The organism is Streptomyces sp. NBC_01445, from assembly GCF_035918235.1.
GTDB lineage: Bacteria > Actinomycetota > Actinomycetes > Streptomycetales > Streptomycetaceae > Streptomyces.
Genome location: NZ_CP109485.1, coordinates 4,445,361 through 4,468,653, shown reverse-complemented (window position 1 = coordinate 4,468,653; position 23,293 = coordinate 4,445,361). Strand labels below are relative to the sequence as shown.

Below are 23,293 nucleotides of genomic sequence, written 5' to 3'. Positions count from 1 at the left end.
CCGCCCGCGACAAGCGTGCCCGCCCCCGTCAGCCGACCGTCTCGGCGGGCGCCGGTACGAGCCCCGGCCGCGTCCGCATCTCCGGCGAGCAGGCGTACGCGCGCAGAGCGTCGTCACCAGGACCGCCGAGCACGACCTTGTCGTCCTTTGCCGCGGCCCCGCCGTTCGCATACGTACACACGATCTGGGCCAGCGCGTACGGCGAGAGGTCGTCCGGCGGGACGCTCAGCCGCAGCGCGTTGTCCGGGTCACCCTTGCCCGGCCCCGAGACGGTCATCCCGGGCCTGACGTCCGTGGTGTACCCCGCCTGCCGCTCGGCGCCGGCCGGCGACTGCTCCAGCTCGTCGAGCAGCGCCTGCGCGAGCCGCACCCGGTCCGAGGCGCCCCGCCCCTTCGGCAGGGTCACCGTCCGGTCGACGCTCACCAGCTGTGACGTACAGACCAGATACACCTGCACGGCGAACTCGCCGCCCGTGCGCGACTCCAGATCCGGGTCCGACAGCGTGCACGGCACCCGCGACGGCGCGGCCCCGAAGTCCGTCGGCACCTCCGTCGGCCTGATCCCGCACCCGGCGAGCAGCGCGGCGAGCACCGCCGCGCCCAGCACCGCGTAACGCCGTCTTGTCCTGCGTGCGGTCATCGCGCGCCGCCCTCCTCACCGGAACCGCCACCGTCGGCGCCCTCGTCATCGGGCGGCAGCGTCAGCGGTGACGCGTCGAGCGGCAGCCGGAACGTGAACACGGCGCCGCCCTCGGGGGAGTTGGCGGCCGTGATCTCGCCGCCGTGGATGTGCGCGTTCTCCAGGGCGATCGACAGCCCGAGCCCGCTGCCCTCCGAACGCGGCCGCGACGCGCTCGCCTTGTAGAACCGGTCGAAGACGTGCGGGAGCACGTCCTGCGGGATACCGGGCCCGTGGTCACGGACCTCGATCACCAGCTCCGAGTCCGCAAGCCGCACGGACACCCGCACCGGCGAGCCGCCGTGCTTGAGCGCGTTCCCGATCAGGTTCGCCATGATGACGTCGAGGCGGCGCGGGTCGATGCGGGCCATGATGCCGCGCTCCGCGTCCAGGTCCACCGCGTCGAGCCAGGCACGGGCGTCGATGCAGGCCGTGATCTGGTCGGCGATGTCGACCTGGTCGAGGACGAGCCGGGCGGTGCCCGCGTCGAAGCGGGTGACCTCCATGAGGTTCTCCACCAGGTCGTTCAGCCGGCGCGTCTCGCTCACCACGAGGCGTACGGCGGGCTCGATCATCGGGTCGACCGAACCGGTCTCCGCGTCGAGCTCCTCCTCGAGTACCTCCGTCACGGCGGTGATCGCCGTCAGTGGCGTACGCAGCTCGTGCGACATGTCGGCGACGAAGCGCCGCGACGCCTCCTCGCGCGCACTCATGTCGGCGACCTTCTTCTCCAGATTCTCCGCGGTCCTGTTGAACGTCCTGGAAAGATCGGCCAGTTCGTCCGTACCGGACACCCGCAGACGCGTGTCCAGCTTTCCTTCGCCGAGCCGCCGTGCCGCCCTCCCGAGCCGGTGCACCGGCTTGAGCACCGTCGTCGCCGCGGCCTGTGCGAGCAGCGCCGAACCGATCAGCGCAAGCGCCGTCGCGATCCCGAGCGACCAGGCAAGGGAGTTGAGATCCTTCGCCTCCGGCTCCAGGGACTTGAGCATGTAGCCCGTCGGCCCCCCGTCGATCACCCGCGCCCCACCGACCAGATACGGCGTGTCATTGCTGACGATCCGCTGCCAGTACAGGTGGTACGGATGCTTGTTGCCGTCCGTGAGGGGCTGCTCCCTGTTCACCGCGTCCCGCAGCGAACGCGGCACCTCGGCCAGCGTGATCGCGTCCAGGTCGGAGTTCCCGGCGATCCGCCGGCCGTCCTTGTCGTCGCTGATCAGCAGCACACTGAAGTGCTGGCTGCTGCTCGCCATCAGGTTCGCCGCATGCTGCAACTCGCCCTGCGTCGGATGCTCGGGCAGCGCCGCGGCCCGATTCTGCATCTCCTGCTGGAAGTCGCTGAGCGCCGCGTCCTGCGCCCGGGTCAGCACCGCCTCGCGGTTGAGCCAGTACGCGATCCCGGACGCCGACACCGCCGCGGTCAGCGCCACCAGGGCGAAGACGACGACGAGCCGCAGCCGCAGGCTCGTGAAGCGCAGGCCCGCGAGTATCGCCTTCTTCGCCGCGGCCCAGCCCCGCAGCCGGTCGTGCGCATCACTCACTGAGGAGTGTCCAGCCGGTAGCCGACCCCGCGCACCGTACGGATCAGCGTCGGTGACGACGGCACGTCCTCGACCTTCGCGCGCAGCCGCTGCACACACGCGTCGACGAGCCGCGAGTCACCGAGGTAGTCGTGCTCCCACACCAGACGCAGCAACTGCTGCCGCGACAGCGCCTGTCCCGGCCTGCGGCTCAGTTCGAGGAGCAACCGCAGCTCCGTGGGCGTCAGTTGGAGGTCCTCGCCGTTCTTCGTGACCGTCATCGCGGCCCGGTCGATGACGAGACTGCCGAACGACGCAGCGTCGTTGGCCTCCCGCTCGCCCCGCCGGAGCACCGCCCGGATCCGGGCGTCGAGCACCCGCCCCTGCACCGGCTTCACGACATAGTCGTCGGCGCCGGACTCCAGCCCGACCACCACGTCGATGTCGTCACTGCGCGCCGTGAGCAGGATGATCGGCAGCTGGTCCGTGCGCCGGATGCGCCGGCACACCTCGAACCCGTCGATGCCGGGCAGCATCACATCCAGCACGATCAGGTCCGGCCGCTGCTCGCGCAACAGCTTCAGACCGTCCTCGCCGGTGGCAGCGGTGGCAACCCGATGACCCTGGCGCGTAAGGGACAGCTCCAGGGCCGTACGGATGGCGTCGTCGTCCTCGATCAGCAACAGGGAAGGCACAGACGTCATTCTGTCCCATGGCACGGCTCAAGTTCGACCGTTGGAGCGCTCCCAAGCTCGTAATGAGGGGGCTTCGGGCCCCATCCACACACGACTCGCACACGCCCGGGCCCTGTGACAGGTCTGTGACAGTCGACGGACACCGTCATGAAGTGGCCCGGGCAAGCTTTTGGACATCGCAAGGACGCAAGTCCTTACGAGCCACGGGAAACCGAGACTCCACGACGGGGGGCGCGAGATGAACACGCTGCACAGCACCACCACTGGCGCAGTTGTCACACGTCTTCATGACGCTCTCGTGCGGAGTCCCGGTTCCGGGAAGCACGAGCTGTCCGGTGCCGTGAGCGGGCGGGGGTGCGCTCGCGGCACCGGGCGTCAGCACACCGCGTACATGACGGTGGTTGACGCGAACCAGGCGGTATCCGACGGGGGAGCCGCGTACGGGGAGGAATCGGGGGAGCGGAAGAAGTCCCTGTCGGAAGCCGAGTTCACGGCCTACGTCCAGGAACGCCGCGCCTCCCTGTACGCAACCGCCTACCACCTGACCGGTGACCGGTTCGAGGCCGAGGACCTGCTCCAGAGCGCCCTCTTCTCGACGTACCGCGCCTGGGACAGGATCAGCGACAAGGCGGCGGTCGGGGGCTACCTCCGCCGCACCATGACCAATCTGCACATCAGCGCGTGGCGCCGCCGCAAGCTGAACGAGTACCCGACCGAGGAACTGCCGGAGACGGCGGGCGACACGGACGCGATGCGTGGCACGGAGCTGCGCGCGGTTCTCTGGCAGGCCCTGGCCCGCCTCCCCGAACTGCAGCGCACGATGCTCGTCCTGCGCTACTACGAGGGTCGTACGGACCCCGAGATCGCGGACATCCTCGACATCAGTGTCGGCACGGTGAAGTCGAGCATCTGGCGCTCCCTGCGCCGGCTGCGCGAGGACGAGGCCCTCAGCTTCGGCCGTGACCTGGAGGAGTCCTTCGGCGAGCTGGTGGCCTGAAGGCTGGGGGCGGGCCGTCGCTCCGGGGGGACGCGACGGTTGTACGGGGGAGCGGTACCGGGGGGATCACGGGGGATCTTCACGGGGGAATGAAGCGGGACCGGAGGGCCGGGGGGTCTCTCCGGTCCCGCTTTCATGTGTACGGGCTCTGCGGGGCGCTCACGCCTGGGCGCGGGCCTTCACGCACCGGCCCGCGGCGGCCGCGGCCAGGCGGCCGAGGGCTTCTTCCTTGCCGCACGCGTGCGCGCCGAGCGCCGTCTGGCGGGCCACGATGCCGCGCTCCGCGCGCATCAGGCGCCAGCCGCGGCGCAGCAGGAACGGCACGGACTTGCGGCCCTCCCTGAGGTCCCGCAGCAGCCGGCGGCGGAACGTCGTGGACGGGCGGCCGCGCAGGCACAGCGCGTCGGCCAGCAGCCCGAGGTCCCGGCAGCGCTCCACGATGTCCGCGGCGAAAATGCCCTCCGCGATGAACAGGGGCGTGCGCTCGATGTCGAGCGTCTCCTCGCCCACCCGTGAGCTGGTCGCGATGTCGTAGACGGGAATGCGGGTGCGGCCCGTGCGGCACAGCTCCGCGATCGCGGCAACGGCCGTCTCCGTGTCCCAGGAGCGGGGCGAGTCCCAGTCGATGTCCGAGCTGCCCGGCACCTGCGGCAGCGTCGGGTCGTCGGCCTCCTTGTAGAAGTCGTCCAGGCACAGCACGGGAAGCCCGGAGCGGGACGCGAACGACGACTTGCCGGAGCCGGAAGGACCTGCCAACAGGACGACCCGGGCCGGTATCGGGGGATGAGAACTCACGAGACACCAGTGTGCTGCATCCTCCGCCCCCGGTGGACCCCGCGGGTCGGCCTTTGTGGCACAGCCGCGTCTCAACTACTCTGCGTACGCTCACGATTACTCGATCTGCGGCGGCGGGCCAACCGGCCGCCGGTACCGGAAACGGGCGGCACTTCATGGCACGACACTCAGCGAAGAAGTCCTCGGCGGCCCAGCGGGCGCTGCTGCGCGCGGGGCTCACCCTCACCGCCGCGGGGGCGGCGCTCGGCGGGGGTGCGGTGAGCGCCGGTGCGGCGGAGCCCGCCGCCGCGCCTCTCGCCTCGCCGGTCGGCGACCTCGACGCCGCGGCGGCCGGGGGAGCGGTGACGGGGGCGCTCGGGAGCGCTGCGAACGGGGGTCTCGCCCCGGTCAAGCACCTGAAGCTCAACCCGCTCTCCGGTACCGGGGTCGATCCGCTCGACAACGCGGTCGGCACCCAGGTCGCCGACTTCAAGCCCGTGACCACGGCCGTCGCGACCGGCCCTCTGGCCGAGGGCGGCGCCCTCGCCGACCTCCCGCTGGTGGGACCGGCCGCCTCTCTGCTGCCCGGCTAGGACGCCTTCGTCCGCAGGGGGACCTCGCGGATCAGCCAGGCCGCGGCGAACGTGACCGCGCACAGGGCGGCCGTGCCCAGGGCCACACCGTGCAGGCCGCCGGTCACTGCCGTGCGGACGGCGTCCTGCGCGGAGGCCGGGAGGTCCCGCAGGAGGGCGGGGGTGACGGAGCCGCCGGTGAGGTGCGCTCCGTCGGAGCCGAGGCGGTCGGTGAGCTCGGCGGACATGCGGCTCGCGTAGACGGAGCCGAGCACCGCGACGCCCAGTGAGCCGCCGACCGTGCGCAGCAGGGTCGTGGTGCCGCTGGCGGCGCCCATGTCGCGGGGCTCGGCGCTGTTCATCGTGATCAGCATCGACGGCTGCATCAGGCAGCCGACGCCGAGGCCGAGGACGAACGTCACGCCCGAGGCCAGGCCGGCCGGAGTGCCGACGCCGAGCGTCAACAGGGCCAGGGCGCCCGCCGTGGCGAGCGCGCCGCCGATGATCGGATACGCGCGGTAGCGGCCCCCGTTGCCGACCTGCCGACCGATCGCCAGCTGCGCCCCCATCATGCCCAGCATCAGCGGGAGCAGCAGCAGCCCGCTCGCCGTCGACGACATGTTCTGCACGAACTGCATGTACTGCGGCAGGTAGCCGACCGTCGCCATCATCGCGGCGCCGGTCACGAAACTCAGGATCTGCGCGAGCGTGAAGTTGCGGTCGGCGAAGAGGCGGGGCGGGATCACCGGCTCGGCGGCCCGCCGCTCCACGCGTACGAACGCGGCGAGCGCGCCCGCCGAGGCCAGCGCGAGGCCGATGATCTGCGGTGACGTCCAGTCGTACGTCGTACCGCCCCAGCTCGCGAGCAGCGTCAGGGACAGGATCGCCGCGGTCAGCAGGGCCGCTCCCGCGACGTCGATCCGCGCCTTGACGCGCGGGGCGTGCACGCGCACGCCGAGTCCGACGATCGCGAGCGCCGAAGCGCCGACCGGCACGTTGACGTAGAACACCCAGCGCCAGTCGAGCTGGTCGGTGAGGAAGCCGCCGAGGAGCGGGCCGCCGATCAGGGCCGCGGGCATCAGCACGCCGATCATGGACTGGGAGCGGCCGGCCTCCGCCGGGGTCAGGAGCGTGCCGATGAGGGAGAGGGCGCCCACGAAGAGGCCGCCCGCGCCGACCCCCTGCACTGCCCTGAAGGCGATCAACTGGCCCATGTCCTGGGCGAGTCCGCACAGGACGGAGCCGGTCAGGAAGACGCCGATGGAGGCGAGGTAGCTGCCCTTGCGTCCGTACAGGTCCCCGAACTTTCCCCAGATCGGGGTCGAGACCGCGGTGGTCAGCAGATAGGCCGTGAGGACCCATGAGAGGTGGTCGAGGCCGCCCAGGTCTCCGACGATCGTCGGCAGGGCGGTGCCGACGATGGTGCCGTCGAGGGTGGCGAGCACGATGCCCAGCAGCAGGCCGAGGATGACCAGGCGGGAGGGTGGCTCATTCGGCGGGGTCGTATCCGGCGGCGTCGTCGGGGTCTTCGGTGGGCTCTGTTGCGCGGCTTGTGCGGTTTCCTTCGTGCGCTGGTTCATCGGCTCCCCCTGGTTCCGTCCGGATGTAGGTGTCTCAAGCCGCGTACGGGCGTACCGACCTGGCGTCCCGCAGGGCGTGCGCCCACCACGCCAGCTGGTCGAGCATCGCCTTCGCCGCGGCCTCGACCGCCGGGTCCGCGTGCTCGCCCGAGGCGTCGAACTCGGCCCACGCGTTGTGGAAACTGACCGTGTTCCGGATCGTCATGGCGTTCAACTCGGGCATCACGACGCGCAGTTGCTCCACCGCGCGCAGGCCGCCCGACAGGCCGCCGTACGAGACGAACGCGATCGGCTTCGCGTGCCACTGCTCGTTGTGCCAGTCGACGGCGTTCTTCAGGGACGCCGGGAAGCTGTGGTTGTACTCCGGCGTGACGAAGACGAACGCGTCGGCCGCGGCCAGGCGCGGCGAGACGGCGGCGAGCAGCTCCTTGCTGTCCTGTGGCAGCTCCTGGCCGAAGGCCGGGAGGACGGTGGGCAGCGGCGTCTCGGCGAGGTCGACGACATCGGCGGTCATGCCACCGTGCTCGGCGAGCCGGCCGGCCAGCCACTTGGTGACGACCGGCGCGAAGCGGCCCTCTCGAGTGCTGCCGACCAGTACGGCGACGTGGAGCGGAGTGGACACGGTGAACCCCCTGGATGTGTACGGCGTATCGATGTGAGTACAACGTACACATCGATGTGTACGGCGTCTACTGGGGATACGCTGTACACGTCATCGTGGGAGAGTAGAGAGGGGTTGCACCGTGGCCGCGCAGAAGAAGGGTGACGAGGGCCTGGTGGAGCCCTCGCTGTGGGAGCGGCTCGAACGGCCCGCGCCCGCCCGCGCCACTCTGACCCTGGAGCGGATCGCCGCCGCCGCGGTCGAGATCGCCGACACTGAGGGTGCCGCGGCCGTCACCATGCGCCGCCTCGCCGCGGAGCTCGGCGTCGCGCCCATGGCCGCGTACCGGCACGTGTCCGGCAAGGACGACCTCTGGGCGCTCATGATCGACCGCGTCTCGGCCGAACTCTCCGTGACCCCGGAGGTGACCGGCTGGCGCGAGGTGCTGCGGTCCTTCGCCGTGCAGACACGGGAACTGATGCTGCGCCACCCCTGGATGGGGCAGGTGCCCGCGCCGCTCATCTCCCTCACCCCGGCCCGGATGGCCGTGGCCGAGCGGCAGCTGGAGGTGCTCGCGACGACCGGTCTTGACGCCGACTCGATGATGGCCGCGTTCCGCACCGTCAGCTCCTACGTCCATGGCGCGACCCAGTCCGAACTCGCCCTGCGCGAGTACAAGGAGCGGCACGGGTGGTCCAGCGGCGCCGAGACCCGGCAGGCGCTCGCCCCGCAGATGAACTACCTGATGGATACGGGCCGTTACCCGAACTATCAGCGTTACGGGCTCGGCGCCGCCCACAAGGACGACCCCACCTGGGAGTTCGACCTCGGCCTCGACTGCATCCTCGACGGGATCGCCGCGCGGCTCGGGGTCTGATCCGTGTGCGGATCCGTGCGCTGGGGGGGGCGGTGGGGCATGACGAAACCCCGCCCCTCCTGGACGGAGGAGGGACGGGGCTTCGGGTTCGGGTCGGGCCTCGGGTTCTGGCTCGGGCCTAGTACGAAGAGCCCGATGCGCCGAGCGAACCCGTCGGGTGCCACACCGTCTTCGTTTCCAGGAACGACGTGAGCCTGTCCGTGCCCGGGTCCGTCGTCCAGTCCGTGTCCACAGCCTGGGGACGGCGCACGCGCTTCAGGTTGTCCGCCGCCGCGATCTCCAGGTCACGGGCCAGGTCGGCGTCCGCGCCCGTAAGGTCGATCGCGTTCACGTCCTGGTGCGCGGCCAGCGTCGGAGCGATCTCCGACGTCCTGCCGGACAGCACGTTCACCACACCGCCCGGCACGTCGGACGTGGCGAGCACCTCGCCGAGCGACAGAGCCGGCAGCGGGGACGTCTCGCTCGCGATCACCACGGCCGTGTTGCCCGTCGCGATCACCGGGGCGATCACCGAGACCAGGCCCAGGAACGACGACTTCTGCGGGGCCAGCACGGCCACCACTCCGGTCGGCTCGGGCGTGGACAGGTTGAAGAACGGGCCCGCGACCGGGTTCGCCCCGCCCACGACCTGGCCGATCTTGTCCGTCCAGCCCGCGTACCAGACCCACCTGTCGACCGCCGCGTCCACGACCGCCGCCGCCTTCGACTTCGAAAGGCCCTCGGCATCCGCCACCTCCCGCACGAACTGGTCGCGGCGGCCCTCCAGCATCTCCGCCACGCGGTAGAGCACCTGTCCGCGGTTGTACGCCGTCGCGCCCGCCCAGCCGCCGAACGCCTTGCGCGCCGCCACTACCGCGTCACGCGCGTCCTTGCGGGACGACAGCGGGGCGTTGGCCAGCCATTTGTCCTTCGAGTCCGACACCTCGTACACCCGGCCGCTCTCGGAACGCGGGAACTTCCCGCCCACGTACAGCTTGTAGGTCTTCAGGACTGTGAGTCGCTCAACAGTGCTCATTTATCGCGTGCCCTCCGGGCTCGACGGGGCGAGGTATGCCTCCAGGCCGTGGCGGCCGCCCTCGCGGCCGTGCCCCGACTCCTTGTAGCCGCCGAACGGCGAGGTCGGGTCGAACTTGTTGAACGTGTTGGCCCAGACGACGCCCGCCCGGAGCTTGTTCGCGACCGAGAGGATGCGCGAGCCCTTCTCCGTCCAGATGCCGGCCGAGAGCCCGTACTGCGTGTTGTTCGCCTTCGCCACCGCCTCCTCCGGAGTGCGGAACGTGAGGACGGACAGCACCGGGCCGAAGATCTCGTCCCGCGCGATCGTGTGCGCCTGCGTGACGTTCGTGAACAGCGTGGGCGCGAACCAGTAGCCGCTGTCCGGGAGTTCGCACGGCGCCGACCAGCGCTCCGCGCCCTCGGCCTCGCCCGTGTCCGCGAGCGTCTTGATCCTCGCGAGCTGCTCCGCGGAGTTGATCGCGCCGATGTCGGTGTTCTTGTCCAGGGGGTCGCCCAGGCGGAGGGTGGTGAGGCGGCGCTTCAGCGCGTCCAGCACCTCGTCGGCCACCGACTCCTGGACCAGGAGGCGCGAGCCCGCGCAGCACACCTGGCCCTGGTTGAAGAAGATGCCCGTGACGATGCCCTCGACCGCCTGGTCGATGGGCGCGTCGTCGAAGACGATGTTCGCGCCCTTGCCACCCAGTTCGAGCGTGACCTTCTTGTCCGTGCCGGCCACCTGCCGGGCGATCGCCTTGCCGACTGCCGTCGAGCCGGTGAAGGCGACCTTGTTCACATCGGGGTGTGCCGTGAGGGCCGCGCCCGCGTCTCCGTAGCCCGGGAGGATGTTCACCACGCCCTTGGGCAGGCCCGCCTGGCGGCAGATGTCCGCGAAGAACAGGGCGGACAGGGGGGTCGTCTCGGCAGGCTTCAGGACGACCGTGTTGCCCGTCGCCAGCGCCGGGGCGATCTTCCACGCCAGCATCAGCAGCGGGAAGTTCCACGGGATGACCTGGCCCGCGACGCCCAGCGGCGCCGGGTTCGGGCCGAAGCCCGCGTGGCCGAGCTTGTCCGCCCAGCCCGCGTAGTAGAAGAAGTGCGCCGCCACCAGGGGGAGGTCCGCGTCGCGCGTCTCCTTGATCGGCTTGCCGTTGTCCAGCGTCTCCAGGACCGCGAGCTCGCGGCTGCGCTCCTGGATGATCCGCGCGATCCGGAACAGGTACTTCGCGCGCTCCGCGCCCGGCAGCGCCGACCACTTCTCGAACGCCTTGCGGGCGGCCTTCACCGCGCGGTCCACGTCCGCCTCGCCCGCCTGGGCGATCTCGGAGAGGACCTCCTCCGTCGACGGGCTCACCGTCTTGAAGACCTTGCCGTCGGCCGCCTCGGCGAACTCGCCGTCGATGAAAAGGCCGTAGCTGGGGGCGATGTCGACGACGGAGCGGGACTCCGGTGCGGGTGCGTACTCGAACGTCATGGGTCAGTCCACCGTCACGTAGTCGGGGCCGGAGTAGCGGCCGGTGCTCAGCTTCTGACGCTGCATCAACAGGTCGTTGAGCAGGCTCGAAGCGCCGAAGCGGAACCAGTGGTTGTCCAGCCAGTCGCTGCCGGCGGTCTCGTTGACCAGCACGAGGAACTTGAGCGCGTCCTTGGTCGTCCGGATGCCTCCGGCGGGCTTCACGCCTACCTGTACGCCCGTCTGGGCGCGGAAGTCACGTACCGCCTCCAGCATGAGCAGTGTGTTGGCCGGGGTGGCGTTCACCCCGACCTTGCCGGTCGACGTCTTGATGAAGTCCGCCCCGGCCATCATGCCCAGCCAGCTCGCTCGCCGGATGTTGTCGTACGTCGACAGCTCGCCCGTCTCGAAGATGACCTTCAGGCGTGCGGCGCCCGAGGCCTCCTTAACGGCGACGATCTCCTCGTACACCTTCAGGTAGTGGCCCGCGAGGTACGCTCCGCGGTCGATGACCATGTCGATCTCGTCCGCGCCGGCGGCGACCGCCTCGCGGACGTCCCCGAGCTTCACCTCCAGGGCGGCGCGGCCCGCCGGGAACGCGGTGGCCACGGAGGCGACCTTCACGTCACTCCCGGCCACGGCCTCCTTGGCCGTCGCCACCATGTCCGGATAGACACAGACGGCGGCTGTGCGGGGAGTCGTACGGTCGGTGGGGTCCGGATGCACGGCCTTCGCGCCGAGCGCGCGGACCTTGCCGGCTGTGTCGGCGCCTTCGAGGGTCGTCAGATCGATCATCGAGATCGCCAGGTCGATGGCGTACGCCTTGGCCGTGGTCTTGATCGACCGCGTGCCTAGAGACGCGGCACGAGCCTCCAGGCCGACCGTGTCGACCCCGGGCAGCCCGTGAAGGAAGCGACGCAGCGAACGGTCCGAAGCGACCGCGTCGGCGAATGCGGGTGCGGGTGCAGTGGGCATGGTCACGAGGGGAGCATATCTACGCGCGTAGCTGCTGTACAGGGGGAGGGGGGAGTGGTGGGTCTCTCCGGCGGGTTCCGGTGCCGCTGCGTGGGGGTGCTGTTTCGTCGGGTGCGGGCTGCTTCGTTGTCGGGTGCGGGTGCGGGTGCGGGTGCGGGTGCGGGCGCGGGTGCGGGTGTGGGCCCGGGTGTGGGGTGCTCGGCTTCGTTGTCGGGTGCGGGGTCGGTGTGGGCTCGTCAGGTGCGTTTTCGGGTGCGGGCTCGGTGTGGGCTCGTCAGGTGCGTTTTTGGGTGCGGGGCCGCGGGGGCATGTACGTGCTCGCTGTTCTACGGGTGCACGTCAGCTAGCTGATTGCCTGTACGTGGTGCTGGTGGCTGCGCGCGCACATGCCCCCACGTCCCCTCCCGTTTCGTCGGCGCCTGGCCGCCCGGTGGGACTTCGCTGTCTCCGGCCCTGTCTCGTACGCGGGTGAGCGCCGGTGGGGCTCACGGGTACGCAGGGGCTTCTGTGGTTGTTCTCAGGCTGTGATGAACGTCCTTGTCGGCTTCAGGCATCATCGGAGTATGAAGACCCCGGAATCCCAGCCCTCCGTCACGCGACCCGTGGCAGCGGAGCGGACCTACCGTTCTCCCGCCGGTATCGCAGGTGGCGTCCTGCTGCTCGTGATGGGGGCCTGGCTCGGTTTCGACGCCCTGGTCAATGGCGACGCACGCACCGCCTGGCTGGCCGTCGCGGGGCTGCTTTTCGTCGCGCCGCTCGTCGTCGCGTTCACGGTCCGGCCCGCGGTGTACGCGAATGAGGACCGGCTGCGCGTTCGTAATCCGTTCCGTGTGATCACCCTGCCCTGGGCGTCCGTCGCCGATGTGCGGGCCGGCTACTCCAGCGAGGTCTTCACCGAGAGCGGGGACAAGTACCAGCTCTGGGCCATCCCGGTCTCCATGCGCGCCCGTAAGAAGGCCAACCGGGCGGCGGGTGGGCGCAAGGGCAGCGGCCTGAAGGCGGAGGCCGATTCCGTGCCTCGCAGGGCCGCCGGCGATCAGTCCTTGGACGAGATCCGCGAGCTGGCCCGGGACGGCGCCGACAAGCCGTCCGCCCAGGGCGAGCCCTCGATCCGCTGGGCCTACGAGATTGTTGCCCCTGTGGTCGTGGGTGCGGTTCTCATGGCCGTGCTGGTCGCTATTGGCTGAGCTTTGGGCGTAGGCCGCTCAGGTACGGGAAAGGCCGGGGTCGTTTTTCGACCCCGGCCTTTCGCTTGCCCTTTTTCAGATTCCTGCCGCCGCTGACAGGTCTTGCTTGATTGCGTTCAGTACCCGCGTGCCCTCTGCTCGGGCGGAGGGGAGGTCTGAGCGGTTCGCCACTGGGATCACTGCTTCCAAGTAGCACTTCAGCTTGGGCTCTGTGCCGCTCGGGCGGACGATCACCCGGGCTCGGTACTCGCCGTCCAGCGTGTAGCGGAGGCCGTCTGTGGGCGGGAGCGTTGCTGTGCCGTGGGTGAGGTCCTCCGCCTTCACCACCGGGAGGCCCGCCAGTTCTGTCGGCGGTGTTTCGCGGAGCGCGGTCATCGCCTCCGCGATGATCGTGAGGTCCTCGACCCGTACGGAGAGCTGGTCCGTCGCGTGCAGGCCGTGGGCCACCGCCAGGTCGTCGAGTGCGTCCAGGAGGGTGCGGCCGTCTTCCTTGAGCGTCGAGGCCAGTTCAGTGACCAGCAGCGCCGCCGTGATGCCGTCCTTGTCCCGTACGCCCTCGGGGTCCACGCAGTAGCCGAGCGCCTCCTCGTAGCCGTAGCGCAGGCCGTCCACCCGGGCGATCCACTTGAAGCCCGTCAGGGTTTCCTCGTAGGGGAGGCCGGCCGCTTCGGCGATACGGCCGAGCAGGGAGGACGAGACGATCGACTCCGCGAATACGCCCCTTGCTCCTCGTGCCACCAGGTGGGCCGCCAGCAGCGCCCCTACCTCGTCGCCTCGCAGCATTCGCCAGTCTCCGTTGTCCTTTACGGCTACTGCGCAGCGGTCCGCGTCCGGGTCGTTCGCGATGATCAGGTCGGGGGCGGCTTCGCCGGCTGTCGCGAAAGCCAGGTCCATTGCGCCCGGTTCTTCCGGGTTCGGGAACGCCACCGTCGGGAAGTCCGGGTCCGGGTCCGCCTGCTCGGCCACGAGGGTCGGCTCGGGGAAGCCCGCTCGTGCGAACGCGGCGAGCAGGGTGTCCTTGCCGACGCCGTGCATCGCCGTGTAGACCGTGCGCGCCGTGCGCGGGGAATCCGGGGACAGGACCGTGTCCGTGCGGGCCAGGTAGGCCTCCAGGACGTCTTCGCCGAGCGTTTCCCAGCCGGAGTCCGGGCGGGGTACGTCGTGGAGGGTGCGAATCGCCGCGATCTCGGCCGCGATCTCGGCGTCCGCGGGCGGCACGATCTGGGAGCCGTCGCCCAGGTAGACCTTGTAGCCGTTGTCGCGGGGCGGGTTGTGGCTGGCCGTGACCTCCACGCCCGCGACCGCGCCCAGGTGCCGTATGGCGAAGGCCAGGACCGGGGTGGGCAGCGGGCGCGGCAGTACCGCGGCGCGCAGGCCGGCGCCCGTCATGACGGCCGCCGTGTCCCGCGCGAAGTCCGCCGACTTGTGGCGCGCGTCGTACCCGACGACGACCAGGCCGCCCGCCTCGCCCTTGCTCTTGAGGTACGCCGCGAGGCCCGCCGCCGCGCGGATGACCACGGAACGGTTCATCCGCATGGGGCCCGCGCCGAGCTCGCCGCGCAGGCCCGCGGTGCCGAACTGGAGCGTGCCGGCGAAGCGCTCGGCGAGCGCCGGGGTGTCGGCGCTCTCGATGAGCTTCGCCAGCTCCTCGCGGGTCTCCGGGTCGGGGTCCTCGGCCAGCCAGGCCTCGGCCCTGGCGAGCAGTTCGGTGTCCTGCAAGGTCACGGTTCGTCCAGCCTCTCGCGTGTCACTACGGGATCAGATGCGGTCCAGGACCTTGCCCAGGAGCTCGCCCATGCGGGTGGCGGAGTCGCGGCCGGCCTGGAGCACCTCTTCGTGGTTGAGGGGCTCGCCCGTCATGCCTGCCGCCAGGTTCGTGACGAGGGAGATGCCGAGCACCTCGGCGCCCGCCTCGCGGGCCGCGATGGCCTCGAGGACCGTCGACATGCCGACGAGGTCCGCGCCGATCGTGCGGGCCATGCGGATCTCGGCCGGCGTCTCGTAGTGCGGGCCGGGGAACTGCGCGTAGACGCCCTCTTCGAGGGAAGGGTCGATCTCCTTGCACAGGGTGCGCAGCCGCGGGGAGTACAGGTCCGTGAGGTCGACGAAGTTCGCGCCGACGATCGGCGACGTCGCCGTGAGGTTCAGGTGGTCGCTGATCAGGACCGGCTGACCGGGACGCATGCCCTCGCGCAGCCCGCCGCAGCCGTTGGTCAGCACGATGGTCTTGCAGCCCGCGGCGACGGCGGTACGGACGCCGTGCGCGACGGACGCGACACCGCGGCCCTCGTAGTAGTGCGTGCGGCCGAGGAAGACGAGGGCGCGCTTGTCACCGATCTTGTACGAGCGGATCTTTCCGCCGTGGCCCTCGACGGCCGGCGGCGGGAAGCCGGGCAGCTCGGTGACGGGGAACTCGGCCTCGGGGGTGCCGAGGGCGTCCACGGCCGGTGCCCAGCCGGAGCCCATCACGAGGGCGACGTCGTGGGTGTCGGCGCCCGTGAGCTCGCGCAGGCGCGAGGCGGCGGCGTCGGCGGCGACCCGGGGATCGAATCGGGTGGCGCCCTGGATGTTGTCCGGAGTAACAGATGCGTTCACGCGATCGAGGGTAGCCGGTTCGGTCCTACGCGCGTAGATGACAGACCTCACGGGATTGGGATCGTTGTCTTGTCGTTTCCGACGAAGCCCGCTCAGCAGGGGTGCTTGCGCAGTTCCATCACATAGTCGTGCGGGGCTCCGGCCGACTCCGCCGCGTCCGCCAGCTCGCCGAGATAGCGGGCCGAGGGGAAGCCGCCCTCGTACCCGTTGAGCACGTACACCCAGGCGGGTTCCTCACCCTCCAGGGTGTCCACGCGTACGCGCATGCGCCGGTAGATGTCGAGCCCCACGCCCTCCCAGCGGTCCATGGAGTCCTCGTCCATCGGCGCGATGTCGTACAGCGCGACGAAGACCTGCGAGCGGGGCGCCTCGACGAGGGTCGCGAGCGCGCCTTCCCAGCCCATGTGCTCGCCCCCGAACGTCAGCCGCCAGCCGCTGAGCCAGCCCGTCGCGCGCATCGGCGAGTGCGGTGCGCGGCGCGTCATCAGCCGCGCGTCGAGATTGCTTGCGTATGCGGCGTAGAGCGACATGTGGTCGAGGGTACGGCAGGTGCGGCCGGGGTCCCTCCCGTAACACAAGACCCCTCCGACGTGGGACGCGCACGGACGGAGGCCCCCGGGGCGAAAGCACTTGAAGCGTGCGGGACAATGGAGTACGTGACTCGGATCGTGATCATCGGTGGCGGACCTGGCGGATATGAGGCGGCCCTCGTGGCTGCCCAGCTCGGCGCGGAGGTGACCGTCGTCGACTGCGACGGCCTGGGCGGGGCGTCGGTGCTCACCGACTGCGTCCCGTCCAAGACCCTGATCGCGACGGCCGAGGTGATGACCACCTTCGACTCGTCGTACGAGGAGCTGGGGATCATCGTCGCCGACGACACCCCGCACATCGACAGCCCCGCGCGGGTCGTCGGCGTGGACCTCGGCAAGGTCAACCGGCGTGTGAAGCGCCTCGCGCTCGCCCAGTCCCACGACATCACCGCGTCCGTCACCCGGGCCGGTGCCCGCGTGATGCGCGGCCGCGGCCGCCTGGAAGGCCAGCAGGCCTCCGACGGCTCCCGCAAGGTCGTCGTGCGCACCGCCGACGGCACCGAGGAGACCCTCACCGCCGACGCCGTCCTGATCGCCACCGGCGGCCACCCGCGCGAGGTGCCCGACGCCCAGCCCGACGGCGAGCGCATCCTCAACTGGACCCAGGTCTACGACCTCGACGAGCTCCCCGAGGAGCTCATCGTGGTCGGTTCCGGTGTCACCGGCGCCGAGTTCGCCGGCGCCTACCAGGCCCTCGGCTCGCGCGTCACCCTCGTGTCCAGCCGCGACCGCGTCCTGCCCGGCGAGGACCCGGACGCCGCCGCCGTCCTCGAGGACGTCTTCCGCCGCCGCGGCATGAACGTCATGGCCCGCTCGCGCGCCCAGTCCGCCAAGCGCGTCGGCGACCGCGTCGAGGTCACCCTCTCCGACGGCCGCGTCATCTCCGGCACCCACTGCCTGATGGCCGTCGGTGCCATCCCGAACAGCAGCGGGATGGGCCTGGAGGAGGCCGGGGTCAAGCTCAAGGACTCCGGGCACATCTGGACCGACAAGGTCTCCAGGACCACCGCTCCCGGCGTGTACGCCGCCGGTGACGTGACCGGCGTCTTCGCGCTCGCCTCCGTGGCCGCCATGCAGGGCCGCATCGCCGTCTACCACTTCCTCGGCGACGCGGTGGCCCCGCTGAACCTCAAGACGGTCTCCTCGAACGTCTTCACCGACCCCGAGATCGCCACGGTCGGCTACACGCAGGCCGACGTCGACGCCGGGAAGATCGACGCCCGCGGGGTGAAGCTGCCGCTGCTGCGCAACCCGCGCGCCAAGATGCAGGGCATCCGCGACGGCTTCGTCAAGATCTTCTGCCGGCCCGGCACGGGCATCGTGGTGGGCGGTGTGGTCGTCGCCCCGCGGGCGAGCGAGCTGATCCATCCCATCTCGATCGCGGTCGACAACAACCTGACGGTCGAGCAGATCGCGAAGGCGTTCACCGTGTACCCGTCACTTTCGGGCTCGATCGCCGAAGTGGCGCGTCAGCTGCATACGCGGAAGACGGCCGACGAAGCCTGACGACCGCGCTTTCACCGGACACGATCAACTTCCCGCAGGTCACAGCCTGTTGCCACCCAAGCGGAGGGCATAGGCGCGGGAGATAGGCGTCTATACCACTTCCTGCCGTTCCGTGCGAACAACTTCTGTTATTCGGCGCAAACTGCTGAAAGCAGACGGTCGTTGGGGTTACTGTCAGTTTCGTGTTCGCTGCAGAACGTCGTCAATTGATCCTCGAAATGGTGCGGGCCAATGGAGCGGTATCGCTCCGGGAGCTCGCCCGTGTCGTCCAGACCTCCGAAGTGACCGTACGGCGGGACGTGCGCGCACTGGAGGCAGAAGGACTCCTCGACCGCCGGCATGGCGGTGCGGTATTGCCGGGCGGATTCACGCGGGAGTCCGGCTTTCCGCAGAAATCACATCTCGCGACCGCAGAGAAGACGGCCATCGCCGACCTCGCCGCGGGCCTCGTCGAAGAAGGCGAAGCCATTGTGGTGGGAGCGGGTACGACCACGCAGGAGCTGGCCCGCCGGCTCGCGCGCGTCCCCGGGCTGACCGTCGTCACCAACTCCCTTCTGGTGGCACAGGCGTTGGCCCATGCCAACAGGGTCGAGGTCGTCATGACGGGCGGCACTCTGCGCGGTTCCAACTACGCACTCGTGGGCAGCGGGGCCGAGCAGTCCCTCCAGGGACTCAGAGTCACCCGCGCCTTCCTCTCCGGCAGTGGTCTGACCGCCGAACGAGGCCTCTCCACGTCCAACATGCTGTCGGCCTCGGTCGACCGCGCGCTGGTGCAGGCCGCGGCCGAGGTCGTCGTCCTCGCCGACCACTCCAAGCTCGGCACCGACACGATGTTCCAGACGGTACCGACCGATGTGATCACGCGCCTCGTGACGGACGAACCGCCCGGCCACGACGACCGCGCCCTCACCGAACTCCAGGCACTCGCCGACCAGGGGGTGCAGATCGCGATCGCCGGAACCTCGGCGACCGGAACCGGGCCGGCGGGGGGAGACCCCGCCCCGACGCGGCAGGCGCGCCGGGACGTACCTCTGCCGGGCCAGCGCCGCACCCAGCTCCCGGGCGGTCCCCAGCTGCGCAGCGCTTCCGCCCTCGACCAGGCACCCCCTGAGCGCGCGGCAAGGGTGGCCGACCTCCGGCGGCGCTGAGCAGCGCTCCGTGCGGGGCTGAGCCGGTACGGCTGCGGGTCGTCGGGGCCGGTCGACGGTCGTGGGCCGCAGTCCTAGCCTGCTGTGATGCCTCGCAGCGTCAGCCGGAGCAGCCGGTCCGCCAGCTCCGGGTCGTCCGGGGTCTCCTCCGCCGCCAGCGCGATCGCGTTGGTCAGCTGAAGCAGATCGCCGATCGACACGTCTGCGCGTACGGCACCTGCCCGCTGCGCCCTGGACAGCAGGGCCTGGCCCGCCTCGCGCATCGGCGTACTGCACCGCGACAGGGCCGAACTGGCGTCGTGCGACGCCGACATGAGGGCACGTGAGAGCCCGCGGTACTCACCCGCATGAGTGATGATGTCGCGCAGCCATGCCACGAGCGCCGAGCATGGCTGCGGGTCCGCGAGCAGCGCCCGCGAGCGCGCCAGCAGATCATTCACCGCGTCCTCGAAGACCGCGCTCATCAGCGCGTGCCGGTTCGGGAAGTGCCGGTAGAGCGTCCCGATGCCGACGCCCGCGCGCCGCGCCACGTCCTCCAGGGACGCGCCCGTGCCGTGCTCCGCGAACGCCGTACGCGCCTCCGCGAGCAGTCGCTCGTAGTTCCGGCGTGCGTCGGCCCGCATGGGGCGTACGGAAGGGGCCGGGCGGGGCCGGTCCGTCTGGTCCGTGCCGGTCGTCATCGGTCCTCCCTGGTCGTGCGCGCGCTCTCCAGGATGCCTGATCCCGCGACGGCCGGACCACGGGCCGAAATGACGCGAACGCCCGGTGGACCGTCCTCCGGTCCGCCGGGCGTTCGCGTCAGGTGCCCTGACAGCAGATCAGGGTCAGTCCTTGATCTCGCAGATGGTGGCGCCGGAGGTGATGGAGGCGCCGATCTCGGCGCTGAGGCCCTTGATGGTGCCGGTGCGGTGGGCGTTGAGGGGTTGTTCCATTTTCATGGCTTCCAGGACGACGACGAGGTCGCCTTCCTTGACTTCCTGGCCTTCTTCGACGGCGACCTTGACGATGGTGCCCTGCATGGGGGAGGCGAGGGTGTCGCCGGAGGCGGCGGGGCCGGACTTCTTCGCGGCGCGTCGTTTGGGTTTGGCGCCGGCGGCGAGGCCGGTGCGGGCCAGTGACATGCCGAGGGAGGAGGGCAGGGAGACCTCGAGGCGTTTGCCGCCGACCTCGACGACGACGGTCTCGCGGCCGGTTTCCTCGTCGCTGTCCGTGTCGGGGGTGGCGGCGAAGGGCTTGATCTCGTTGACGAACTCGGTCTCGATCCAGCGGGTGTGGATGGTGAAGGGGTCGCTGGTGAAGGCCGGGTCGGTGACGACGGCGCGGTGGAAGGGGATGGCGGTGGCCATGCCTTCGACCTCGAACTCGGCCAGGGCGCGGGCGGCGCGCTGCAGGGCTTGTTCGCGGGTGGCGCCGGTGACGATGAGTTTGGCGAGGAGGGAGTCCCAGGCGGGGCCGATGACGCTGCCGGTCTCGACGCCGGCGTCGAGGCGGATGCCGGGGCCGGTGGGGGGTGCGAAGCGGGTGACGGTGCCGGGGGCGGGGAGGAAGCCGCGGCCGGGGTCTTCGCCGTTGATGCGGAACTCGAAGGAGTGGCCGCGCAGGGCGGGGTCGGTGTAGCCGAGTTCTTCGCCGTCGGCGATGCGGAACATCTCGCGTACGAGGTCGATGCCGGCGACTTCTTCGGTGACGGGGTGTTCGACCTGGAGGCGGGTGTTGACCTCGAGGAAGGAGATGGTGCCGTCCATGCCGACGAGGAATTCGACGGTGCCGGCGCCGACGTAGCCGGCTTCCTTGAGGATGGCCTTGGAGGCGGTGTAGAGCTGTTCGTTCTGCGCCTGGCTGAGGAAGGGGGCGGGGGCTTCTTCGACGAGTTTTTGGTGGCGGCGCTGCAGCGAGCAGTCACGGGTGGACACGACGACCACGTTGCCGTGCTGGTCGGCGAGGCACTGGGTTTCGACGTGGCGGGGCTTGTCGAGGTAGCGCTCGACGAAGCATTCGCCGCGGCCGAAGGCTGCGACGGCTTCGCGTACGGCGGAGTCGTAGAGCTCGGGGACCTCTTCGAGGGTGCGGGCGACCTTGAGGCCGCGGCCGCCGCCGCCGAAGGCTGCCTTGATGGCGATGGGCAGGCCGTGTTCCCGGGCGAACGCGACGACTTCGTCGGAGCCGGATACGGGGTCCGGGGTGCCGGCGACCAGGGGGGCGCCGGCGCGCTGGGCGATGTGCCGGGCGGCGACCTTGTCGCCGAGGTCGCGGATGGCCTGCGGGGGCGGGCCGATCCAGATCAGTCCGGCGTCCAGGACGGCCTGGGCGAACTCCGCGTTCTCCGACAGGAATCCGTAGCCGGGGTGGATGGCGTCCGCGCCGGAGTCCTTGGCGGCCTGCAGCACCTTCGCCATGTCGAGATAGCTGGTGGCCGGGGTGTCACCGCCCAACGCGAACGCCTCGTCCGCGGCCCGGACATGCGAAGCGTCCCGGTCCGGTTCCGCGTAAACGGCAACGCTCGCGATACCGGCATCCCGGCACGCCCGGGCCACGCGGACAGCGATTTCGCCACGGTTGGCGATGAGCACCTTGCGCACGATGGCTCCCTCCTTGAAACAAGCCGAGTTTAGGGACTGCCGACACGGGCTTTCGACCCGTCCCCATGAGTGAGCTTGCCCACACGGAGTGCTATTCGAGGCGCGCTCAAGTGGTGAAACCCCTTGTTGCGCCCGGGTACGCAGCCTTCCCTCTTCGAACCCTAGCCCGCCAGAGTGGGCTAGGTCTCTGTGAGACGGCGCTGCGGCACTCCAGGATTCTTTGTGGAGTCCCTACGAATGGCCCAATGATTCTTTGCCTTGGGCAGACCCCTTGTCCCGCGGTTTACCCGTTAGTAGCGTTCGCGTTGTCTCGGACGTACTAGGGGTAACAGCAGTCGAAAGTGGGTGGGGTTCCGGTGGCACGCAGACCGGTGGCATGGGTGGCCGCGATCGTGCTCTTCGCGGAGGCGATCGGCATCGCCCTGCTCAACTGGTTCCTGGGGCTGGTCGTCGACCGCCAGGACATGTCCCTGGCCGGGCTCGACCCCCGCGCCATGTCCGTCTCCGCCTGGATAGCGGGCGCGCTCTTCGGGCTCTATCTCGCGCTGTGCGCGGTCGTCCTCGTACGCATCGCCGTGCGCGACCGCGGGCCGGCCGGCTTCGGCCGCATCCTGCTGATCAGCGCGGCTGTCGTGCACGGGCTGCTCGGGGCGTTCAGCATCGGCCTGGTCGGCTGGCTCGCGTTCGTCTTCATGATGGTCGTGCTCGGGCTCATCGTGCTCACGCTGGTCGCTTATGACCGCAAGGAGCAGGGGGAGGGCGCGGGAGCGGGTGCGGGCGACGCCCCTGCGGGTCCGGCCGAGGGGGGCGGGGCGCCTCAGCCCGTCTGAACCGGGCGGGCGTGGGCGGTCAGTCCGCCCACAAGTCCGTGATGTTCACGCCCAGTTGGGCCAGCAGGCGGCGCAGCAGCGGCATCGACAGGCCGATCACGTTCCCGTGGTCGCCGTCGATGCCGTCGATGAACGGGGCCGAGCGGCCGTCCAGCGTGAACGCGCCCGCCACGTGGAGCGGCTCGCCCGAGGCCACGTACGCGGCGATCTCCGCGTCGCTCGGCTCGCCGAACCGGACCACCGTCGAGGCCACCGCCGACACGTAGCGGCCCGTCGCCGTGTCGTACACGCAGTGGCCCGTCTGCAGGGTGCCCGCGCGGCCCCGCATCGACTTCCAGCGCGCCGTGGCCTCCTCGGCGTCCGCGGGCTTGCCGAGCGCCTGGCCGTCGATGTCCAGGACCGAGTCGCAGCCGATCACCAGGGCGCCGTGCACCTCAGGCTTCGCCGCGACCACGGACGCCTTCGCCTCCGCGAGCGCCAGGGCCAGTTCGGCCGGGGTGGGGGCGGACACGGCGTCCTCGTCGACCCCGCTGACCAGGACCTCGGGGGCCAGGCCCGCCTGGCGCAACAGGGCCAGCCTGGCCGGGGACTGGGAGGCGAGGACGAGACGGCGGGTGCTCACGGGGGTGCTCACGTGGGGATCACTCATGCGGTCAGGGTTCCACATGTGGGCAGGTGGGCGTGCTCGGTCCGGGGCGACTACACGATTCCCAGAACCAGCATCGCAATCACCATCGCCACCGCGAGCACGAAGCCCGCCCGGCGGAGCATCGCCTGGGTTTCGCGCAGCTCCTCGGGGGGCTCGTTCTCGGGGTCTGACCACAGCATGGATTCGATACTGCTGCCCCGCTGCGGGGTGCGCCTGAGTACGCGTACTCAGGCGCACCCCCACCTACGGACTAGGCAGGCCAGTACGTGCGCGCCCAGCTCGTGGGGCCCGGGGACGGACGGCGCGCCTGCGCCACCCTTGCCGGGTCCGCCCATGCGTCGCGGGTGCCTGTCGCGCCGGGCGGGGCGGTGGTCGCTGCCGCGGCGCGGGCCTGGACCACCGCCAGTGCGGCGGCCAGCTCCTCGGGGGTGGGGTTGCCCCTGACGACCTTGATCATCATTGGTCGGGTCCTTTCGGGCGGCTCTTTGCGGCGGCT

The 23,293-nt window shown here is 70.6% G+C and carries 24 protein-coding genes; 7 read left to right on the top strand and 17 right to left on the bottom strand.

Annotated elements, in window-relative coordinates:
• Nucleotides 1-28: 28 nt before the first annotated feature.
• Genes OG574_RS20215 through afsQ1 form a run of 3 tightly spaced genes read right to left on the bottom strand, consistent with a single transcriptional unit; the run spans nucleotide 29 to nucleotide 2,891 of the window.
• Entirely contained in the window at nucleotides 29-640 is a 612-nt protein-coding gene (locus OG574_RS20215; protein ID WP_326774379.1) for a hypothetical protein, read from the bottom strand.
• Complete coding sequence (locus tag OG574_RS20210) at nucleotides 637-2,217, bottom strand: HAMP domain-containing sensor histidine kinase (RefSeq protein WP_326774378.1); 1,581 nt, start codon at nucleotides 2,215-2,217, stop codon at nucleotides 637-639. Before OG574_RS20210 ends, OG574_RS20215 begins: the two co-directional genes overlap by 4 nt.
• Nucleotides 2,214-2,891 (bottom strand): two-component system response regulator AfsQ1, encoded by a 678-nt coding sequence (gene afsQ1 / locus OG574_RS20205; protein ID WP_030682803.1) that lies wholly within the window; start codon nucleotides 2,889-2,891, stop codon nucleotides 2,214-2,216. The genes OG574_RS20210 and afsQ1 overlap by 4 nt, the downstream gene beginning before the upstream one ends.
• Before the next feature lie 238 nt (nucleotides 2,892-3,129).
• Between afsQ1 and OG574_RS20200 the strand changes: the two genes are divergently transcribed.
• A complete protein-coding gene (locus tag OG574_RS20200) occupies nucleotides 3,130-3,888 on the top strand; it encodes a SigE family RNA polymerase sigma factor (RefSeq protein WP_326774377.1) in 759 nt (252 codons plus the stop codon).
• A 159-nt stretch (nucleotides 3,889-4,047) separates the two neighbouring features.
• Here OG574_RS20200 and OG574_RS20195 read toward each other — a convergent pair whose 3' ends face one another.
• Entirely contained in the window at nucleotides 4,048-4,683 is a 636-nt protein-coding gene (locus tag OG574_RS20195) for a uridine kinase family protein (RefSeq protein ID WP_326774376.1), read from the bottom strand.
• 155 nt (nucleotides 4,684-4,838) lie between these two features.
• Between OG574_RS20195 and OG574_RS20190 the strand changes: the two genes are divergently transcribed.
• Nucleotides 4,839-5,255 carry a hypothetical protein gene (locus OG574_RS20190; protein WP_326774375.1) on the top strand — a complete coding sequence of 139 codons (417 nt, stop codon included), beginning with the start codon at nucleotides 4,839-4,841 and terminating at the stop codon, nucleotides 5,253-5,255.
• Here the strand turns inward: OG574_RS20190 and OG574_RS20185 are convergent.
• Both OG574_RS20185 and OG574_RS20180 read right to left on the bottom strand, forming a co-directional pair.
• A complete protein-coding gene (locus tag OG574_RS20185; RefSeq protein ID WP_326774374.1) occupies nucleotides 5,252-6,814 on the bottom strand; it encodes an MDR family MFS transporter in 1,563 nt (520 codons plus the stop codon). The two genes, OG574_RS20190 and OG574_RS20185, sit on opposite strands and share 4 nt — an antisense overlap.
• Nucleotides 6,815-6,848: 34 nt before the next feature.
• A complete protein-coding gene (locus OG574_RS20180; RefSeq protein ID WP_326774373.1) occupies nucleotides 6,849-7,436 on the bottom strand; it encodes an NADPH-dependent FMN reductase in 588 nt (195 codons plus the stop codon).
• 121 nt (nucleotides 7,437-7,557) lie between these two features.
• On the opposite strand from OG574_RS20180, the gene OG574_RS20175 reads away from it, so the two are divergent.
• Nucleotides 7,558-8,292 (top strand): TetR/AcrR family transcriptional regulator, encoded by a 735-nt coding sequence (locus OG574_RS20175; protein ID WP_326774372.1) that lies wholly within the window; start codon nucleotides 7,558-7,560, stop codon nucleotides 8,290-8,292.
• 118 nt (nucleotides 8,293-8,410) lie between these two features.
• Here OG574_RS20175 and OG574_RS20170 read toward each other — a convergent pair whose 3' ends face one another.
• Genes OG574_RS20170 through deoC form a run of 3 tightly spaced genes read right to left on the bottom strand, consistent with a single transcriptional unit; the run spans nucleotide 8,411 to nucleotide 11,713 of the window.
• The gene (locus tag OG574_RS20170) at nucleotides 8,411-9,307 is read right to left on the bottom strand and encodes an aldehyde dehydrogenase family protein (protein WP_326774371.1); all 897 of its coding nucleotides are present in this window, start codon (nucleotides 9,305-9,307) and stop codon (nucleotides 8,411-8,413) included.
• The gene (locus tag OG574_RS20165) at nucleotides 9,308-10,759 is read right to left on the bottom strand and encodes an aldehyde dehydrogenase family protein (RefSeq protein ID WP_100594705.1); all 1,452 of its coding nucleotides are present in this window, start codon (nucleotides 10,757-10,759) and stop codon (nucleotides 9,308-9,310) included.
• A gap of 3 nt (nucleotides 10,760-10,762) precedes the next feature.
• Nucleotides 10,763-11,713, bottom strand: a complete 951-nt coding sequence (deoC, locus tag OG574_RS20160) for a deoxyribose-phosphate aldolase (RefSeq protein WP_326778550.1) — start codon at nucleotides 11,711-11,713, stop codon at nucleotides 10,763-10,765.
• 563 nt (nucleotides 11,714-12,276) lie between these two features.
• On the opposite strand from deoC, the gene OG574_RS20155 reads away from it, so the two are divergent.
• A complete protein-coding gene (locus tag OG574_RS20155) occupies nucleotides 12,277-12,900 on the top strand; it encodes a PH domain-containing protein (RefSeq protein ID WP_326774370.1) in 624 nt (207 codons plus the stop codon).
• A gap of 75 nt (nucleotides 12,901-12,975) precedes the next feature.
• Here the strand turns inward: OG574_RS20155 and OG574_RS20150 are convergent, their stop codons facing one another.
• The 3 genes from OG574_RS20150 to OG574_RS20140 form a co-directional block, all read right to left on the bottom strand.
• Nucleotides 12,976-14,619, bottom strand: coding sequence for a phospho-sugar mutase (locus tag OG574_RS20150; RefSeq protein ID WP_326778549.1), 1,644 nt, complete (start codon nucleotides 14,617-14,619; stop codon nucleotides 12,976-12,978).
• A 39-nt stretch (nucleotides 14,620-14,658) separates the two neighbouring features.
• Nucleotides 14,659-15,495 (bottom strand): purine-nucleoside phosphorylase, encoded by an 837-nt coding sequence (locus tag OG574_RS20145; RefSeq protein ID WP_100594703.1) that lies wholly within the window; start codon nucleotides 15,493-15,495, stop codon nucleotides 14,659-14,661.
• Between the two features lie 92 nt (nucleotides 15,496-15,587).
• Nucleotides 15,588-16,025 carry a gamma-glutamylcyclotransferase gene (locus tag OG574_RS20140; protein ID WP_100594702.1) on the bottom strand — a complete coding sequence of 146 codons (438 nt, stop codon included), beginning with the start codon at nucleotides 16,023-16,025 and terminating at the stop codon, nucleotides 15,588-15,590.
• 117 nt (nucleotides 16,026-16,142) lie between these two features.
• On the opposite strand from OG574_RS20140, the gene OG574_RS20135 reads away from it, so the two are divergent.
• Together OG574_RS20135 and OG574_RS20130 are read left to right on the top strand one after the other, a co-directional pair.
• On the top strand, nucleotides 16,143-17,591 hold the full coding sequence (locus tag OG574_RS20135) for an NAD(P)H-quinone dehydrogenase (protein ID WP_326774369.1): 1,449 nt from the start codon (nucleotides 16,143-16,145) through the stop codon (nucleotides 17,589-17,591).
• Between the two features lie 182 nt (nucleotides 17,592-17,773).
• A complete protein-coding gene (locus OG574_RS20130) occupies nucleotides 17,774-18,739 on the top strand; it encodes a DeoR/GlpR family DNA-binding transcription regulator (protein ID WP_326774368.1) in 966 nt (321 codons plus the stop codon).
• A 74-nt stretch (nucleotides 18,740-18,813) separates the two neighbouring features.
• Here the strand turns inward: OG574_RS20130 and OG574_RS20125 are convergent, their stop codons facing one another.
• Both OG574_RS20125 and OG574_RS20120 read right to left on the bottom strand, forming a co-directional pair.
• Nucleotides 18,814-19,362, bottom strand: a complete 549-nt coding sequence (locus tag OG574_RS20125) for a TetR/AcrR family transcriptional regulator (RefSeq protein ID WP_199841831.1) — start codon at nucleotides 19,360-19,362, stop codon at nucleotides 18,814-18,816.
• A 201-nt stretch (nucleotides 19,363-19,563) separates the two neighbouring features.
• On the bottom strand, nucleotides 19,564-21,318 hold the full coding sequence (locus tag OG574_RS20120) for an acetyl/propionyl/methylcrotonyl-CoA carboxylase subunit alpha (protein ID WP_326774367.1): 1,755 nt from the start codon (nucleotides 21,316-21,318) through the stop codon (nucleotides 19,564-19,566).
• Nucleotides 21,319-21,674: 356 nt separating this feature from the next.
• On the opposite strand from OG574_RS20120, the gene OG574_RS20115 reads away from it, so the two are divergent.
• Nucleotides 21,675-22,148: a hypothetical protein gene (locus tag OG574_RS20115; RefSeq protein ID WP_326774366.1), complete on the top strand. Its 474-nt coding sequence runs from the start codon at nucleotides 21,675-21,677 to the stop codon at nucleotides 22,146-22,148.
• Between the two features lie 19 nt (nucleotides 22,149-22,167).
• Here OG574_RS20115 and OG574_RS20110 read toward each other — a convergent pair whose 3' ends face one another.
• The 3 genes from OG574_RS20110 to OG574_RS20100 all read right to left on the bottom strand — a co-directional run bounded on the left by OG574_RS20110 (nucleotide 22,168) and on the right by OG574_RS20100 (nucleotide 23,257).
• Entirely contained in the window at nucleotides 22,168-22,797 is a 630-nt protein-coding gene (locus OG574_RS20110; RefSeq protein ID WP_100594344.1) for a Maf family protein, read from the bottom strand.
• A 50-nt stretch (nucleotides 22,798-22,847) separates the two neighbouring features.
• Nucleotides 22,848-22,976, bottom strand: coding sequence for a morphogenic membrane protein MmpB (mmpB, locus tag OG574_RS20105; RefSeq protein ID WP_264484688.1), 129 nt, complete (start codon nucleotides 22,974-22,976; stop codon nucleotides 22,848-22,850).
• A gap of 71 nt (nucleotides 22,977-23,047) precedes the next feature.
• Nucleotides 23,048-23,257, bottom strand: a complete 210-nt coding sequence (locus OG574_RS20100) for an acyl-CoA carboxylase epsilon subunit (protein ID WP_326774365.1) — start codon at nucleotides 23,255-23,257, stop codon at nucleotides 23,048-23,050.
• Between the last annotated feature and the right edge of the window lie 36 nt (nucleotides 23,258-23,293).

Excerpts from the sequence above, each read along its gene's own strand:
- deoC (WP_326778550.1), bottom strand. The coding sequence starts at position 11,713 with ATGCCCACTGCACCCGCACCCGCATTCGCCGACGCGGTCGCTTCGGAC.
- OG574_RS20125 (WP_199841831.1), bottom strand. The coding sequence starts at position 19,362 with ATGCGGGCCGACGCACGCCGGAACTACGAGCGACTGCTCGCGGAGGCG.
- OG574_RS20110 (WP_100594344.1), bottom strand. The coding sequence starts at position 22,797 with ATGAGTGATCCCCACGTGAGCACCCCCGTGAGCACCCGCCGTCTCGTC.
- OG574_RS20135 (WP_326774369.1), top strand. The coding sequence starts at position 16,143 with ATGGAGTACGTGACTCGGATCGTGATCATCGGTGGCGGACCTGGCGGA.
- OG574_RS20100 (WP_326774365.1), bottom strand. The coding sequence starts at position 23,257 with ATGATGATCAAGGTCGTCAGGGGCAACCCCACCCCCGAGGAGCTGGCC.
- OG574_RS20170 (WP_326774371.1), bottom strand. The coding sequence starts at position 9,307 with ATGAGCACTGTTGAGCGACTCACAGTCCTGAAGACCTACAAGCTGTAC.
- OG574_RS20165 (WP_100594705.1), bottom strand. The coding sequence starts at position 10,759 with ATGACGTTCGAGTACGCACCCGCACCGGAGTCCCGCTCCGTCGTCGAC.
- OG574_RS20200 (WP_326774377.1), top strand. The coding sequence starts at position 3,130 with ATGAACACGCTGCACAGCACCACCACTGGCGCAGTTGTCACACGTCTT.
- OG574_RS20190 (WP_326774375.1), top strand. The coding sequence starts at position 4,839 with ATGGCACGACACTCAGCGAAGAAGTCCTCGGCGGCCCAGCGGGCGCTG.
- OG574_RS20185 (WP_326774374.1), bottom strand. The coding sequence starts at position 6,814 with ATGAACCAGCGCACGAAGGAAACCGCACAAGCCGCGCAACAGAGCCCA.
- OG574_RS20155 (WP_326774370.1), top strand. The coding sequence starts at position 12,277 with ATGAAGACCCCGGAATCCCAGCCCTCCGTCACGCGACCCGTGGCAGCG.
- OG574_RS20140 (WP_100594702.1), bottom strand. The coding sequence starts at position 16,025 with ATGTCGCTCTACGCCGCATACGCAAGCAATCTCGACGCGCGGCTGATG.
- OG574_RS20215 (WP_326774379.1), bottom strand. The coding sequence starts at position 640 with ATGACCGCACGCAGGACAAGACGGCGTTACGCGGTGCTGGGCGCGGCG.
- mmpB (WP_264484688.1), bottom strand. The coding sequence starts at position 22,976 with ATGCTGTGGTCAGACCCCGAGAACGAGCCCCCCGAGGAGCTGCGCGAA.